The 15127-nt window shown below is 40.7% G+C and carries 13 protein-coding genes; 5 read left to right on the top strand and 8 right to left on the bottom strand.

The window, feature by feature from the left end; genetic code table 11:
- Positions 1–23: 23 nt before the first annotated feature.
- The 5 genes from V6259_RS12895 to V6259_RS12875 form a co-directional block, all read right to left on the bottom strand.
- Positions 24–704: a hypothetical protein gene (locus V6259_RS12895; protein ID WP_341584860.1), complete on the bottom strand. Its 681-nt coding sequence runs from the start codon at positions 702–704 to the stop codon at positions 24–26.
- Positions 705–911: 207 nt separating this feature from the next.
- Complete coding sequence (locus tag V6259_RS12890; RefSeq protein WP_341584859.1) at positions 912–2507, bottom strand: hypothetical protein; 1596 nt, start codon at positions 2505–2507, stop codon at positions 912–914.
- A gap of 257 nt (positions 2508–2764) precedes the next feature.
- Entirely contained in the window at positions 2765–3211 is a 447-nt protein-coding gene (locus V6259_RS12885) for a hypothetical protein (RefSeq protein ID WP_341584858.1), read from the bottom strand.
- A 91-nt stretch (positions 3212–3302) separates the two neighbouring features.
- Complete coding sequence (locus tag V6259_RS12880; protein WP_341584857.1) at positions 3303–4376, bottom strand: hypothetical protein; 1074 nt, start codon at positions 4374–4376, stop codon at positions 3303–3305.
- A gap of 302 nt (positions 4377–4678) precedes the next feature.
- The gene (locus tag V6259_RS12875; protein ID WP_341584856.1) at positions 4679–6520 is read right to left on the bottom strand and encodes a DUF4942 domain-containing protein; all 1842 of its coding nucleotides are present in this window, start codon (positions 6518–6520) and stop codon (positions 4679–4681) included.
- Positions 6521–6766: 246 nt separating this feature from the next.
- On the opposite strand from V6259_RS12875, the gene V6259_RS12870 reads away from it, so the two are divergent.
- On the top strand, positions 6767–7801 hold the full coding sequence (locus V6259_RS12870) for a DNA/RNA non-specific endonuclease (RefSeq protein WP_341584855.1): 1035 nt from the start codon (positions 6767–6769) through the stop codon (positions 7799–7801).
- Positions 7802–7851: 50 nt separating this feature from the next.
- Here V6259_RS12870 and V6259_RS12865 read toward each other — a convergent pair whose 3' ends face one another.
- Positions 7852–8610: a hypothetical protein gene (locus V6259_RS12865; RefSeq protein WP_341584854.1), complete on the bottom strand. Its 759-nt coding sequence runs from the start codon at positions 8608–8610 to the stop codon at positions 7852–7854.
- A 139-nt stretch (positions 8611–8749) separates the two neighbouring features.
- On the opposite strand from V6259_RS12865, the gene V6259_RS12860 reads away from it, so the two are divergent.
- Positions 8750–9121, top strand: coding sequence for a hypothetical protein (locus V6259_RS12860; RefSeq protein ID WP_341584853.1), 372 nt, complete (start codon positions 8750–8752; stop codon positions 9119–9121).
- Between the two features lie 339 nt (positions 9122–9460).
- Positions 9461–9967, top strand: a complete 507-nt coding sequence (locus V6259_RS12855) for a hypothetical protein (protein ID WP_341584852.1) — start codon at positions 9461–9463, stop codon at positions 9965–9967.
- Between the two features lie 34 nt (positions 9968–10001).
- On the opposite strand, the gene V6259_RS12850 is transcribed toward V6259_RS12855, so the two are convergent.
- Positions 10002–13076, bottom strand: a complete 3075-nt coding sequence (locus V6259_RS12850; RefSeq protein ID WP_341584851.1) for a hypothetical protein — start codon at positions 13074–13076, stop codon at positions 10002–10004.
- Between the two features lie 125 nt (positions 13077–13201).
- Positions 13202–13984 carry a hypothetical protein gene (locus V6259_RS12845; RefSeq protein WP_341584850.1) on the bottom strand — a complete coding sequence of 261 codons (783 nt, stop codon included), beginning with the start codon at positions 13982–13984 and terminating at the stop codon, positions 13202–13204.
- Between the two features lie 287 nt (positions 13985–14271).
- Between V6259_RS12845 and V6259_RS12840 the strand changes: the two genes are divergently transcribed.
- Positions 14272–14760 carry a hypothetical protein gene (locus V6259_RS12840; RefSeq protein WP_341584849.1) on the top strand — a complete coding sequence of 163 codons (489 nt, stop codon included), beginning with the start codon at positions 14272–14274 and terminating at the stop codon, positions 14758–14760.
- A 16-nt stretch (positions 14761–14776) separates the two neighbouring features.
- On the top strand, positions 14777–14947 hold the full coding sequence (locus V6259_RS12835; RefSeq protein WP_341584848.1) for a hypothetical protein: 171 nt from the start codon (positions 14777–14779) through the stop codon (positions 14945–14947).
- The last annotated feature ends 180 nt before the right edge of the window (positions 14948–15127 follow it).

The raw sequence follows: 15127 nt of genomic DNA, 5'->3' as shown, positions 1-15127 counted from the left end.
AAAATAACTAGCTAGTGTAATTTTCATCGTTTAACGCTCCCTGTTTGCGTATCAAAGTCTTTAAAATCAGAATACTCAGCCTCTATAATGTCATGCTGAAGGATTATAGCTATCCGCTCATCAGTGGCATTTTCAATTATATAACTTCGCTCATAGCTACAATTGTTTTGTGTCGTTACGTATTGGCCAGTGGAAAGCCCCAATGCTATATCTTCAGCGCTGAGCGATGAATCTAGCGGTAAAATCGTTTGTGTTGCGCTCCCAGATTTAATGTCAAACTGTATTGTCATGGCATAGTCTGGATTAAAGTCAAAATCAACCTCGTCGGACAGCTTAATTAATGAGTGCTGAATTCGTTGTCGTACAAGCTGAACCTGCTTTTCGGACAAAACCTCGCCAGCTTCCACATCAGTCAATTCGCTGCAATCTTCTTCGCTCCAGCCATCACGGTCATGCAAGCACCAAACATTTCGGTTAAGAGACTCAATACCCTCGTTGGGATCAACGCTTACCATCAAGCTTTCACCGTCTTCATCACTAATGCCCCCGATACTACCGCCACAGTGTCGAGAAACGGTTTCTGCAATTTCTAACATGAAGCTTTTTTGATGTTTCAGCTGGTCAAATTGCCCTAGTAACTCAGGGTGTATTAAAAGAGCTGTAACGATCTCACTTAATTCGTTGGTTGTAATTTTTTTGCCCATGAGGTTGTTTCTCGGTTGGTTTAAAGTCCTTGTATTATGCGGGTTGTCTTTCTTCTTTGATCTTATACGAGCTCTGATACTATCAACCAGAACATTGGTTAAAGGCTTGCCTTGAGAGTCATTAAAAAAAAGAAAGCCAAAAAAGCGCCAGTATTGGCGCTTTTGGTTTCCCCTGGTGTTTGTCTGGCCAGCACTCTGCAGCGGCCGCTAAGGACGGGTGACGTGCGCTTGCTCAGTTTGAAAGCTGATGTCGATTAATTTAGCAGCCTTAACGATCGCTTTATGCAGCTTTAACGCTTCTGGCGTCGATAACTCCATGATGTAGGCGCTTTGCATTTCAACCGGCGCTAGAGTTGAATCACAGTGTTGAAAATACACCGCTTGCTTTGTTTTCTTGTTGTAGTAGTAATCTAGAATGTCTGCATAGAAAGGGATGTCCATGAGCAACTTAGCAAATTGCTTTGCAACGATAAGCTCCTCGAACCCTGTCAAATCAACATCTAGCTGTGCAGCGGTCGCATAATATAGAGTCATATCTTGAGATATATTTTCAAAGTCGCTAATGCCTTTGGCGCGGGTATGTGAAACGCGTGTTACCACGGTTTTATGCTCACCCTTAGCGTCGTCTGTTTTGTAGTCCTTTATTGTAAAGTCTGCTAGATAAGGTGCTGTGGTGCCTAGAGGTTTGGAGCTGTGAAAGGTGATCGTGCGGCCTTCTTCATCAATAGCGAGGGTATAAAAATTTATACCGAAAATAGGGTGATGATTGGTGGTTTGGTAGACGTTTTTCAGAATAACGCCTTTCACGCGCTGGCCAATGGGTTCGGTGCGGTGTTCGTTAAGTCTTGGGGTTTTCTCTTGGTCGCGCTGGTAAAAGCTGTACATGGACGCGGCATACCCGAGTTCCTTCACTGTGGCGAAGCCATCGGTGGCAATAGCCTTCATAACAGTAAGGTAGTCGTTCGTTGGTTCCACTTCCTTAAAATGTGCGATGGTGTCGTCAATTTGCTCGGAAAACGCTCGGCCACGTTCCAAAAATAGAAGCAAATCGCTGCTGGTGGAAAAATAAATACCACTCAAAATGTTTGATGTTGCCACTTGACCTTCATCTGTCGCTTTTGATTTCGAGACGTAACCATTGACTGCACAGAATGCGAAAGTCAGCGTTAAGAAGCGCTTAAGGTCAACATAAGCCGGAACGCTGCTACCGGAGAATTGATCGTCTTCAGGGTCACTATCGAAGTCTGAAACAAGAAGATATAGGTCGTTAAATAGCTTTTCCGCGCCTGCGTCGCCAAGATAGTCATCCATGCATGAAGTACCTACGCGTAGCATCTCGCCTTGCTCGTTGCGGACAATGATGAGTTCATGACGATCGCGGTGGGTGTGGCAGTGATCGCAGCAGTTTTCAGAAAGATCAAAGCCAAACGTGGAGGAATCGACACCAGGCATGCCATAAAAAAGTGGGGTGGAATGGTCAGTAAAATTGGTTCTGCCAATGTATTCGAAGCCTTTAAACGCTGGCAGGGTGCCAGAGATAGAAATGGTGTATTTCGGCTCTATTAGGAGGGCAGCGTCAAATTCCTCCTGAGTGCATTTGTCTGCCTTTTTGACATTGATTGCGTTGCCTTGCTTAAACCAGCAAAACAAGCCTTCTGAACTCTTCGAAACGGCTAGCGGCGCTAGATTGCGAGCGGCAAGCTTTTTGTTTAATGAATAAAGTACGCTATCGAAGTTGGTTAAGCGCGATTCAGTGATTGAACCGGTAAAGTTAATGCTTTTAAACAGCGGTGAATTAGACATGGTGCGAATTCCATAAGCGGTTAAGATGGTGCCATTATGTATCTTACTTACCCTCACTTATGGTTATACGAACTGCCTTCCTATAAGCCCTAACACCGGTTAAAGGCTTCGCCTTGCATATCCTCTGTTGAAAAATGAAGGTCAAAAAAAGCGCCAGTATTGGCGCTAATGGTAACGTCTGTTGTTAAGCGGTAGCAACGAAGCCGCGCCCCAGAAAGAAGGGCGTTAATGCTCTTATTTAGGTCGTTGGCTGTCTTCTAAGGCATCTCTTGTAAAAATTCAGAATTAGGCTCAACAGATCGTTTCAACTTAAATACAGACAAAAAGTATGCAGCTATTTTTTCGGCGGAGAATTCGCAGAAACGAGAGTCGCTGACATGTAGATTATGATCAAAATAACGACACTCTTTTTCGCCATATTTGCGAGTGAAGGCGATCATAGCGTAGTCGCGAAGTTCCATACTGAGTTGTTTATTCGGCGCATTAAGTTCTATGAAAAGATTATTATCGCCAGCAACCGTGCGGAGATAATTTTTTTTTGAGAATTTCCATTCAAGCTCTTCATTTTGCTCTGCTTGGCTTTCGTCAGGCTGTAATGCAGGTGCATTGCACCCGAACGCCTCGTGAACGGTCTTTGCGCCATTGATTGCTAGTAGGTCGTGTATGGCGACAATTACGGGAACCTCTAAATTCATAAAATCCATAAACTATTTTCCTGCTCGATATTTGCTCATCTGTGATGAAATTATTTTCATGAGTTCCAAAGCGCCCCGTGAGACGCTTAATGGAGGATAATTACGCCGTTTTTTGCAAAAAACCAAGTGACAGCAAGCGGTTATATGTCACCTCATACCGTTCTGATTTTGATAGTGTGCTATCAGTAAATCGATTCTCAATGGCAAAAAATTCCTCATTGCCTAGAATATCATAGACAATGTTATTAGCTGTGTCAGGATGAATATGAGTGCATATGCTGACGGTATCGCTATGGTCATCAAAACAAAAAGAGCTATATGCCGTAAATAGGAATTTTCGAACTGATTTAATCCCAAAGGATTTGACGGCCTTGTTGATAATTAAGTCACCAAGTTCATGAGCAGTAACGGCGTAATTAGAACGTAATTGCTCGGTTGCCTGTCCTATATAGTTTACGCGGCATTCTGGTATTGCTTTTGAATGCCACTCATAGTCTGTGGAGTAATGAACTCCCTCGTCAGAGAAGCCAATAACGACGCCGGCAAATTCAGTCTGGTCAGTTGTTCGTGTACAATATATATGATCGCCTAGCTCGATGTCTGTTGGTTTATCTGGTCCTGTTTTAGCAAGCGTAAAAAGCTTATAGGACTTGGTTAGCCAGTTGATGCCACCTGTAAAATAGCCGTCGAAATCAGAAAGGCTTTCTATCGAATAAGTGATGTAAGTGTTGTGCAATTTCGCCAGACGTTGCACCTCGTTTTCTACCGTTTCTTTTAATGCCTCGTCCGTACTGAATTGAGTTAAATCATAAACTTTAGTTTTTAACTTCTCACTGTCATTATTAAAACGATCGCCCGTCGTAAAAGAGATTTCAAGCAAAGAATAACGAGGGCGAGATGAGTTTTTTTCGCACGGACCAGAAAGATTAATATGGCTACCTTCATTATTGACTTCGTTGATTTTTCTTAGATCAGAAGGGGTGCCATCTAGCCCCCAATCAAAGGTATAGCCGAGCGGTTTAAGCGCTTGTTCAAGCTCTTGGCACTCTTGGTACCCAATGCCTTCATCTTCGCCGCTATAGGCTAGAACGATTTCTCGGACGGTTTCAGGAAGGGTGTCTATGTGCTCGAACAGATCCACGTCTAGTTCATTGGCATTAAGTTGATTAGACATCGTATGTACCTCGGTTAAATAAAGTCCTTGTATTATGCGGGTTGTGTTGCTCTCTTTGATCTTCTTCGAGCTCTGATACTATCAACCCAAACATCGGTTAAAGGCTTGCCTTAAGAGAGGGGGCGGCTAAAATTATGGAAATTGAAATTTCCATAATAACTCTCCTTGAGTCGCTAATGATTAAGAGTGAATAAACGTATTTTTTAAAAGCCGACAGGTTTAAGGGTAGGGAAAAAGAAAAACCACCAGCACTTTAGATGCTGGTGGTCGCAGAGAGTTAGGATGCTGGTGGTCGGAGAGGGTTAGATTGCTATCGCGAGTTGTACATTGTGCTGAGTCGTAGGCTTTTCTGGGTCTTGTTTGGTAATCATGTTTTTAACGTCTCCTCTTAGTCCTATCTTTCCTACACGATCGCAAATTCCAAAGTACTTAGCGGCTTGCTCCGGTTTAATTTGAAGCTCTTCCGCTGCTTCGTCTTCACTGTTTAACCAGCCTTTTAAACGTCCTATTTCAACGTTCAGCGCTACGACAAACTCTGGATGAAAATGTATGTGAACAGAGCCTTTATTATAAACGCGAGCCTTGTACAGCGTTTGCTCTTTACCGCTACTGTCTAAAAAGGTGATTTCCTTAGCTTTGCCAGCCTCCCAAGGCTCTTGGTTTGTTACGCTCTTGCAATCTGTGGTATTGAAACCAAGGTTGTTTGCAAGGCGTATGAAGTCGCCCAACAAATTAGCGGTGGCATAGTTTAGGCCGTTCCCTTGTATTCCCTCGTGATAATTAGAGTGTGAGAAGCCTCCGCCCACACCATCAATAACAATGCGACGATCAAGGCCAATCTTTTTTCCGTATTCTTCGCGCCATATACTTTTTAAGTAGTGGATGTTCATGTGCTTAACCTTCCACCCTTTTTCCTGAAAAACCTTTTTATTGGATTTATAAAGGATAATGTTGTCGGGATCGGCGATTTTGTCGAACATTTCACAAATTTGCTCATCAATGAAGCGACTCGCATTCTTAATCACCCAAGAGGTAACGGCGTAAATATTTGACTCGGTAAACTCTATATTTGCGTTATTTATAACGGTTTCTCTAATGTTCTCTCGCTTCGAGCTGCATAGCCGTTGATTAATAGGCTCGTAAAAGTCGAATAGCTGTTTCCAGAAAAAAGGCGGTAGTTCTTGTATCTTGGTCGATATTGAGTCAATCACCGTTTTTTTGTTTACGCCAACTGATTCGAGCAAGTTGATATTGATAGCCGCTAGCGATTTGCATAGGTCTAAGATCTTTTGTTTTTCTACGTTATAGCTCTTTGTCAGATTAACAATTGGGTTAGCTTCAATTTGCGGTGTGTTATTGGTTTCGTCGCTTTGATCGATCGAGTCACCTACGTTTTCGCTGCTTGTTGTAACGCTTGCGATAAGATCGGAAACGGCTTGATTAAGCGGGTCTGTGGTGCTGGTGCCACCTCTTGCGTCAGCTTTCAATACTGATGAGTGATCTAAGATGATTCTAACTACATCAACCTCAACTCTTGCTCGTCTGAATGCCTCGGCGTTATCAAAAGAGAATGACCCAATGACCTTAACGCTCTTATCTGTTTCTTTTGGTTCTTCGTTGCGTCTTTGTCTTTTTATTTGCTTTAGACGCGAATTTCTACAGCCTCGAATCTTCAGCGCTTCTAAGATTTTTTTGTTTTTGTACCATCTTTTTGGCACGACAAAATAAAGCACTTGAGAAGTTGATTCATTGATGATCTTTGTCATCCATTCTTTGAATTGAGAGTAAGGAGGATTTGAAAAAGTTACGTTAGCTGTTTTGTTGAAAAGAGGCTCATTAAGGAAGTTTGTGCCGACGATGAAAATGTCATCGTTCATTTGATCTATGAGTGCTCGACTCAACTCAATAGCGTATTTTTTGCCTTTGGTAAGTTGGCTTAATACGTTGCCATCCCCCGCGCCACAATCCAAAACACTTAGGTGTTCAGCAGCATTTTCGTCTGGAAAGTAAGGGGATGCGAATAAGGCTTCCATATCCTTCTTAACACATTCAATCATCGATGGTGAGGTTGGATAGAACTCAAAATCTTCTCTTTGATATTTAAGGTTTTCTATAGAAATTGTCTTAATGTTAGTAGATGGCATGATGAATCCCCTTGATTCCTCGGCTAATTAAAGTCCTTGTATTATGAGTGAAATCGATGTCATCGAGATTGGCACATGCCCTTTGTTCTATTAGATTTACGACAGTTAAAGACGACAGTCTGATGGACCTTGTTTGTGCCTGTGGTTATGTAAAAAGTTCTGCGTTTCTTGCACCATTAAATATGTCAGCTTATCCTTCTAGCCCTGAATATGATTTGAATAACATGGGAATATATTAGAGCAATTATGGCTGGAAAATTTAAAGTGTTTGTCGTTGGTGCACTGTTTGGAGGAGCTGTCTTGTACGGTTACCAATATGTAAAAATAAACGACATTGGAGAGTTTGGTAATGTTAATTCTGGGGCGATAAGAGCCGTTGCAAGTGATCTTACTCATAAAGCTGAAGGGCAGCTAACTGAGCTAATTCCTTCAAAAAGTGTTACTCATTTAATTCGCGGATGGTTTTCTGCACTTTCTAAGACGGGTACGCAACAATCAAATACAAGTGACCACAGCAACGCTAACGCTTCATCTTCACAAACAACCTCCTTACGGAATATTAATGATCGTGATGGCTTCATGGAAATCGATTTGCCGTATTACTCTCTCATGCTAGATTGTTCTGATCGTAGTGCGAGTTTGCTTTGGACAAAAGTTCACGTTGATACCGGTAATGTGCCACGTGAACGAAGCTTTCATTTATCCGATAAAGTCCCTCCTGAGTGTCGTAGCAAGTCAACCAGCACTTATAAAGGGACTTATAACGGTGAATCTTATCATCGTGGTCACGAATTACGCGCAGGGCTGTTTGATTTTAATAAACAGGCGATGCATGATTCTTTCTATATGGTTAATATGACCCCTCAAAACGGATATTTGAACGCTCACGGCGCCTGGAGAGAAACAGAGGTTTATACTGAATGTGAGCGAGACAATCCGGCTTTTGTAAGTAATAAACTAAGCTATTATGTGTTGGCCGGTCCTATATGGGGGAATAATCCATTAGATGATATCTTTCTAGCTTCGCACGGGGTCAGAACGCCTAGCGCATATTTTAAAGTCTTCGTTGTTTACAATAACACTACCGGTGAAGCGCATACCCACTCATGGTTAATGCCAAACGCTCCAGTGTCCGGCGCGGAACGATATTTTGTTAGTCCGAAAGAGATAGCTGATAAAATTGGTATTCCAAAATTCACACAATTATTAAAAAAATATAATGTGAATATGTCAGAAAAGGCGGTGTCTATGCCGTTACGATCTAATTGCCATCGATCGTAACGATACTAAAATTGCTCCTGTATGTCCCCCGTTTGCCAGTGGGGGGGCTACTAGCTTGCAAGTTGTCTATAAATAGCATCATTAAGTCGGGCTTGTACGTGAATAGGGCTAATCTTATAGATAGCCTCATCTAGTGAGTCCGCAAACTTCTTGCCAGTCTTTGCCACGATTTGCCCGTCGCTATTAAATGATAATATACCTGCGACTACTGAGGCGCTAAAGAGGTCATAAATACTATGTATCCGTCCGGTGCTGAGTGCAAAGCTTTGCGTCATGTTTGATGGCTCATTTAAAAACTCAATCCGGAAAGGGGTACCGAATGTGTGTCCGTTGCTATCGACAGCAGGGACTAATTCCTCAAAGGCGTAATCTGAGCTTTCACCTTTTTTTGTCATCTCTATTCCAATAAGGTTACATGCTTCGCAAATAGATTTGATTCCATTTGTGAGATTGTTACAGAAAAAACTTATGACAAGATTAGGCCAGCTTAATATTTGCAGCGCTTCTATCTGATCAAGTAAATCGACGCTAGGCTTCATGAGCATAAAATTCCCTTTCGACACTGGGAGGCCATGTAGCTCTAAATTTTGAGTTATTTCGGTAAACTCCGTATCGGTTATAACAAGTGTGTTACAGGCTTTGGAAAGGCTGGTGGATAATATTTCCGTAAGCAAAGTTGACCCAAGTGAGTCAGATTCAACATGAAGAGATAAACAAGAACCACGCTGAATGCCGCGAATGCCAATTAAAGTATCAAGGCTTTTAATTCCTGTCGTTAGGGACGGGGCATGTTGGGTATCGAAGAACATTAGTAATCCATATAAGAGTGTCTTTAAGAATATTAGCAGTAATGGGTCTAAGTGTTTAGACGTAAGTTTTTCCATTACTGGAGTTTATCTTCTATCTAAATTAAAATTAATACATTGAATAAGCCCTAGGGGAGGCCCTATGTACTTAAGAAAAGACGTATTTGAGCGAACAACATCTCATTACCGTAAATCCAATCAAAAAGCCTTTCGTAAGGTTTTTGGGAGAGGAAAGGGCAGATATTTTGTAGACCCAGAACTGATAGGAAATCCGGATTATCGTATAGCAGCGCTTTTACCGACAGGTGGAACAGTGTTGGTAAGAGTGAGCGATCGAAACGTTCAGGGCTGCAAAGACCCTCAATACATGCTTTATTACAGTGATCGCAGTCCGTTTAAAGAGGGAGACTTAGACTACTTGGTAAAGAAGCCAACTGGTAGTGCTCCAAAGGGATACACGTTCCATACACGAACCATTTCAGGAACTGTAGTTCTAAGACGTAATTTACATTAAGGGATTAGGTTTGATGAAGGAAGAAAGTATGAAGGAAACAACGATTTTAAATGATCCGAAAGGCAGTTTTCTACGATATCTGACAATTAGGCGCTATGCGCTGTTACTTCTATTAAGGATTGGCCAGCTAATATTTTGGCCTTTCACCTTGCTGTATTACTCAGTAGCTGGGTGTTTTTATATTTACGCATACGTTTTTAGTTGGTTGGTAATGCTGCTGTGTGGAAGTAAGTCGCCCGTGAATAATAAACGCTACCTCTTCTTCCCTTTGACGTTAGTTATGTATGTGCCGCTTCCAATCATTCTCCTTGCAGTACTAATTTTTTAGGAAAATCTTTAATGAATCCGGATAATATGTCACCACAAGAAGCAGCTATGCTTGCTAATTACCAAGCGAATGCTCAGAAAGAAGCTCAAAGAGAAGCCGAATCACATAATGCATCGGAATACATGAAAACTGCTATCCCAGTAGCTCAAGGCTATGTGTCTATCAATGATTCAATGGAGGCGCATAAAAGAATATTTCGTGCCATTGTATTTCCATTGCTCTTAGTAATCGTAATTTTTAAATATGAGTCCGATTTCTTTGCGCCTATGAAGCCGGTGAGCTATTGGTTGATGACAGATCCAATGATGATCGTGACAACTCCTCCTTGGGATACCAAAGAGCACTTGGCAGGAATATACGGTGACCATGGAGCGATAGTAATAAAAGACTACTGGCATCTAGTTAGTAATCCCGCCGAATACTGGGATAAGGTACCAGCAAAGTATTGGGACCGTTTTATTCACCATCATAGAAGTAAATTCTTTAATTTATTCTACTCAGAAAAAGGCCGCATATAGCGGCCTTTTTATCGTTCTGGCGAGAGCTAGACAATCACCTTTGAGTTTTAATTTGATTCATCATAGGCATTTCAGATGCGATCTTGCCATGCTGTCTTGAAAGCTCAAGCGTATGTTCTGCCGTCGGATTCAATTTATCAATTTTATTATGATCTCTAACTGTATTCATAATCTCTGTGACTGTGTCATTTTTATTAGGTAATACAGCTTCTGTGAAAGTAGCTAGTTTGATGGCTTGATCTATAGGGATTCGTGCGTCTGAAAGAACCTCGTCAGCAAAATCAACAAAAACATCTTTCTGTTTGGCCGTTGATAAGTGGTCTTTTAAAAGCTGGTTCAATAAGGGTGTATCCGCCATAGTGGCATTCATAATAGCTGCGTTGACAAGAGAAAATGATGTAAATTTGTCCGTATTTAAAAGCTGGGATCTTGAGTTTTCGTAAATGACTTTTTTTAATTCAGAGCTTGCGTCTGGATCTTGCAAAATATCAATGACTTGATTTTCCAAAGGGATATCCAGCGAATAGCCTTTAGGAATGGCATCTTCTAGGGAAGTAAATTTTGCTGAAGTTGGTGAATACGTGTCCGAAGTTAGAACACCTGCAAGATGTACAGGATTAGTTAAATCATCGGGAGACAATTTCTGTAATAAATTAGTAGGAATGAATTCATTTGGTTGTATATTGCGATCTATGTTTTGTTTTACAAATTCTAAAGCCGGTAACGGGATCTGACCGTCTTTAATTTTACCTAACTCATTAGACGCCAGACGAATTGCATTTAAATATGATGCAGGATGGTCTTTCGCTAAATTAAGTGCTTTATGTAGGTTTTCAATAGAGCTTGATACATCGGTGCTTGATCGTTTTGAAAATGCTCTATCTTGCATCGTATCCAAATTAGACAGTATTGTGCTTATTGATATGGTGCTAGCTTCTTTGTTGTTTGCTATGTCTCTAGCTATAGCGGAATAGGCACGAAGCTGGGACAGATTAGTATCACTCACGTATTCAAGGTCTGCACCTGGTCTTTCAGGATCATCGGCGTGGAAATCAAAGCGAATCTCTCTTAATACGTCACTTGCGCGATTGTGTAATTTAAGTAATAGCTCTTCACTTTTCTCTAAAGGTAAATTAGAACCTAAGCGCTCGACTAAACCTGGCGATAAATCTAAATTAACATCATTTGAATTTATCTCTGCCAAAGCGGCAATAAGCTTAGTGGCATTGTCGGACTTCATAGATAAGTCATGTCTTCCTTCACCACCGTTCAAAAAATAGTGAAGAGCATTGACAGAGGTGTTTCTTGAAATAGGTTCAGGGCGCTCATGAGGGTATTCAGAGGCAATATACGTTAAAGCCTGATCAACTTGACCATTCTCAATCAGGTCATCTATCACGTTTGTGCGATGCTCTAAATATTGCTGCTTTAGCTGTTCAATACCTGTCGCTAAAAGGTCATGCGCCTCAGATAATAGGGGATCAGTGCTTTTCCGTAATTCATGGGTTATGTCTCCAAAATCTATATAAGGCTCATAGGCTGATTGCTCATGTAGATCCATAGAGCCTTTATTAGCTTCATAAAAATCAATTTTATTTTTTGACACATGACTAAGTAGTGCTAATTTTTGTTTAATGTCATCACTGCTGGACGAGTGGAATAAGTGATTGCTAGCGAAATCAACTAACTCAAAACCAGTCATACTATTAAATAGCTCTGCAACATGGCCTTTGCTGTCTAGACGTCTAGCTAAAGCATGTTTTACGTCAGACGTAAGATTATCAAGGTTATTTGATTCTAAATAATCAATTAAGTCAGATTGTGTAACATTAGGATTGTTGATGGCATCAAGCACGTTCTCTACAGCTAAATCAGAATTTAGCAATGTCTCTTTTGCAGATAGTGGGTCAATTTGTTTTAGGCCAGTACTCTGTTCTACAAGACGATCGTCAACATTAAGGCGATTGAGTAAAGAGGAAACAGAACTCTTTAAAGGCGAGTTTTGGTTGGTATTTACTATTTTTGCTGTCAGAGCTGAAAGCTCACTGATGGAGTCTGCATCTAAATTTGGGTTTTGAGAATAAACGCCGATAAAATTTTCAACATGTTTGGCTAACTTAGAAGGGTAATCCTCTAATCCGAAGCTTTCTCTTAGAAGGTTAGGGCTTTGATTAATAGCAGCAAAGAAATGCTCTGCGATCATTGGGCTGATCTTGCTGGCCGCTCTGACTAAGCTAGGGTGTGCAATAGATTGTTCGATTGCACTTTGGTCTAGGTCATTATTAAACAAATCGACTGATTTTAAAGCTGAAGTTTGTACGTTTTCAATTTTTTGTGCCAACCCCTCTAAAATAGCATTCGCCTGGTCATTGGTTAAATTTAGAGAATCACTCGTAGGGATTAACGAGCTAAGTGCCATTTTACCAGTAAGCATACTGGGGTGAACCGTTTGCTCTGATAGAAAGTAATTATTATTGATTCCATGTAAAAAAGTTTCTGCTGCCAGTTGAGTATTGCTTTGCTGTATTGACTGCTCTAGTTTTTTTGAAATTAGCCCGATGCCATATTGTGATGCTTTTTCGAGGAATTCACCGCTTTGAATCAAATCAAGACCTGTCCTAGCAGACTTTGTAATTGAATTAAGGTCTTTGTTGTTAAAATCGCTAAGTGAGCTTTCAAGTAAGTTCTGACGCCCTTGCAGGGAAGCTAACATTTTGTTGATGACAAATGAAGAATCGTAATCTTTATTCCCCGACACCATTTCTACAATAGCAGCGTTGGTTGCTTGAACAAGAATGGTTTGTTCAGTAGCAAATTGCTGAGCTATATGAGGATCATCTAAAGACCTGATACGACCGCTGTACAGGGCCGCTTTATTTTGCATAGACAGTGTATTTTCCCGTTCGTTTAGTTCATAGGCTACATCGCCTACCATTTCAAATTTTGGTGCGGAACTGTGCTGGTTTTCTGTAATTCTGATAAGTGGATGGGAATGGGTCGCTGTTGCTTGATTGGCGACAACGATTTTGTCTTCGTGAATGAGTGCAGAAAGGCCGTTGGCATAGACTTCAGTTAAACTTAGGTTTGAAGAGGTATAAAAATGATCCATAATTAAATTCCTTAATGAGGCTTAATACAATAATTATATTATATCCATTAAGCCATTTAAGGAAGATGCAAATAATCTGTTATATTGGGTTCGTGCAGGTCTTAAATGCATACGATTATTATGGTTTAGAAGGCCATGTTTTCCGCTAGCAATAAACCATGTCGTAGACACTCTTCACATACAGTTGATGAGGTGTTCTTTTTGCCACCATGTATCCAAACATTCGAATCATTTTGTATTTTCTCGTAGGGCTTGGCTCTATTGGAAAAACCATTGCATAAAGGCGTTGGGAAGCCGTTTGGACGAGTTGTTAAATGGACAGCGTTATATGCTCGTTCTTTACTATCCTGTTCAAAAGGTATGAACATGCATGAGTAGATAGGTAGATCGAATTCGTTTATTGCCGAAGCGAACATGTGAGCTAATAAACTGTAAGGGTAAGACGAAATGTCGTTTTTCAGCTGAGCGCCTTCATCTATAGTCTGTTCGCAGATAGCAGTTGTTTGCTCTGCATTATCAAGTGCCCTACGTATAGATTCTAGGGTATAAGTTCGATCTACAAGATATTTAGGGTTAGCTGAAAGCTCCATTAGGTAGCTATGATGTAATTTAAGGGCTAAATAATTGTTTCTGCCTAAAAATTCAATATCAGAGTCACTTAATTTAGATAAATCACCCATATCTCTAAATATTTTCATAAGCATGTCGTGAAACGTGGCAACGTTCCTCGCAAACTGCATAAATGAAAGCTTAGAATAATCTGTTTCTCTGTTACTAAGAGAAGGGTCCGCTAAAGGCTCTTTTATAGAAGCTTCATAAAAATTGTGTCGCGTACCAATTTTGATGGATAGCGGTATTTCATTAAGCGAGAGTAGTGTTGCGATATGTGAGGTGGGGCAGTTATGCAAAAGTTTGCTCCTTATTTGCTTTGTGCATTATTTAGTATAAGTGCACTTACTTTAAATAGTGTATTTCCAAATTTGCCAAAATTCAAAGAATGACCTCAAATTATTTGGGCTCTCCCCCAAGAAGTGCACATCGTAAAAAGAGCCCTACGCCTATCCAATTTATTGGTTTTATTGGGTTCTAAGAGAGTAGCGCTTTGCTGGAATAAACTTTAGAAAATGTGCTAATTTATAGAAAGTATAGATTTCAATCATTAAGTTATTATCCAAGGTGTATTAAGGTAGAAGTAATGAAATCCAAAGAAATGATTTCGAGAGCCTGGGCGGTGACGAATAACAAAAAGGTTATCGCTGTTGTCTCTATGAAGGCGTCTGCGACTGTGGATTTTGAAGAGTATAGTAAAACTGTTTTAGACTGTTTGTCTCTCGTAGGTGCGGTTTGTACCGGTGCGCTATATAAGATAGGTGCGAATACCTTTTTCTTAAATGATGAAGACAGAACTATATCTGAGGAAGGGTCGATCGATTGTGTTTGTGGCGGGGCATGGGCGGCTATAAGCAACAATGAGGTTATAAGTGTATTTCCGATGAGAGTCCCATCTTTTGTGGATTTTGAGAAATATAGAAATGCTGCAAAGGACTGTTTGTCAATGGTAGGTAGAGTTCAGGCAGGGGAGTTGGTGAAAACAGAATGTGGAATTTTCTTTAATAAGAGAAAAAACCATAAAAATAGAAACGGTGGGGATCGGTCAGAGACCGTCTCCATGTTGGTTTACTGATATAAGGTGTTTGTCTATGTCTTGGTTTATGCTTGTTTTTTGTTTCTTTATATTAATAGCTATAACTGTTCTATTGCGTTGGGATGAGGTGGATGAGGCGAAAATTGAAGTGCTATTTGAACCACCAAAAGAGGCTCATAAGCACGACCCAGTGTACTTTTACGAGCCTGACAATGACTACCATTAACGACCGGTAATATTCCTTGTTCTTCTAATATTAAATTCCTTCCATAAGTCCGGTGATCATAATATCAGTCCTTCTGCATCGACTCGGAGATAAACTCTCTTAGAGTTTTCTAGATTTTCACAACCACCAACTAATTGTCACTATTCAGTAAGGATATGCCGATCTTGTGCACAATTAGTT

Origin of the sequence: Marinomonas sp. TI.3.20 (genome assembly GCF_038155025.1) — a bacterium.
GTDB classification, from domain to species: Bacteria; Pseudomonadota; Gammaproteobacteria; order Pseudomonadales; family Marinomonadaceae; genus Marinomonas; species Marinomonas flavescens.
Note: the sequence above shows the minus strand (reverse complement) of the source record. Positions and strands in the feature narration are given on the sequence as shown.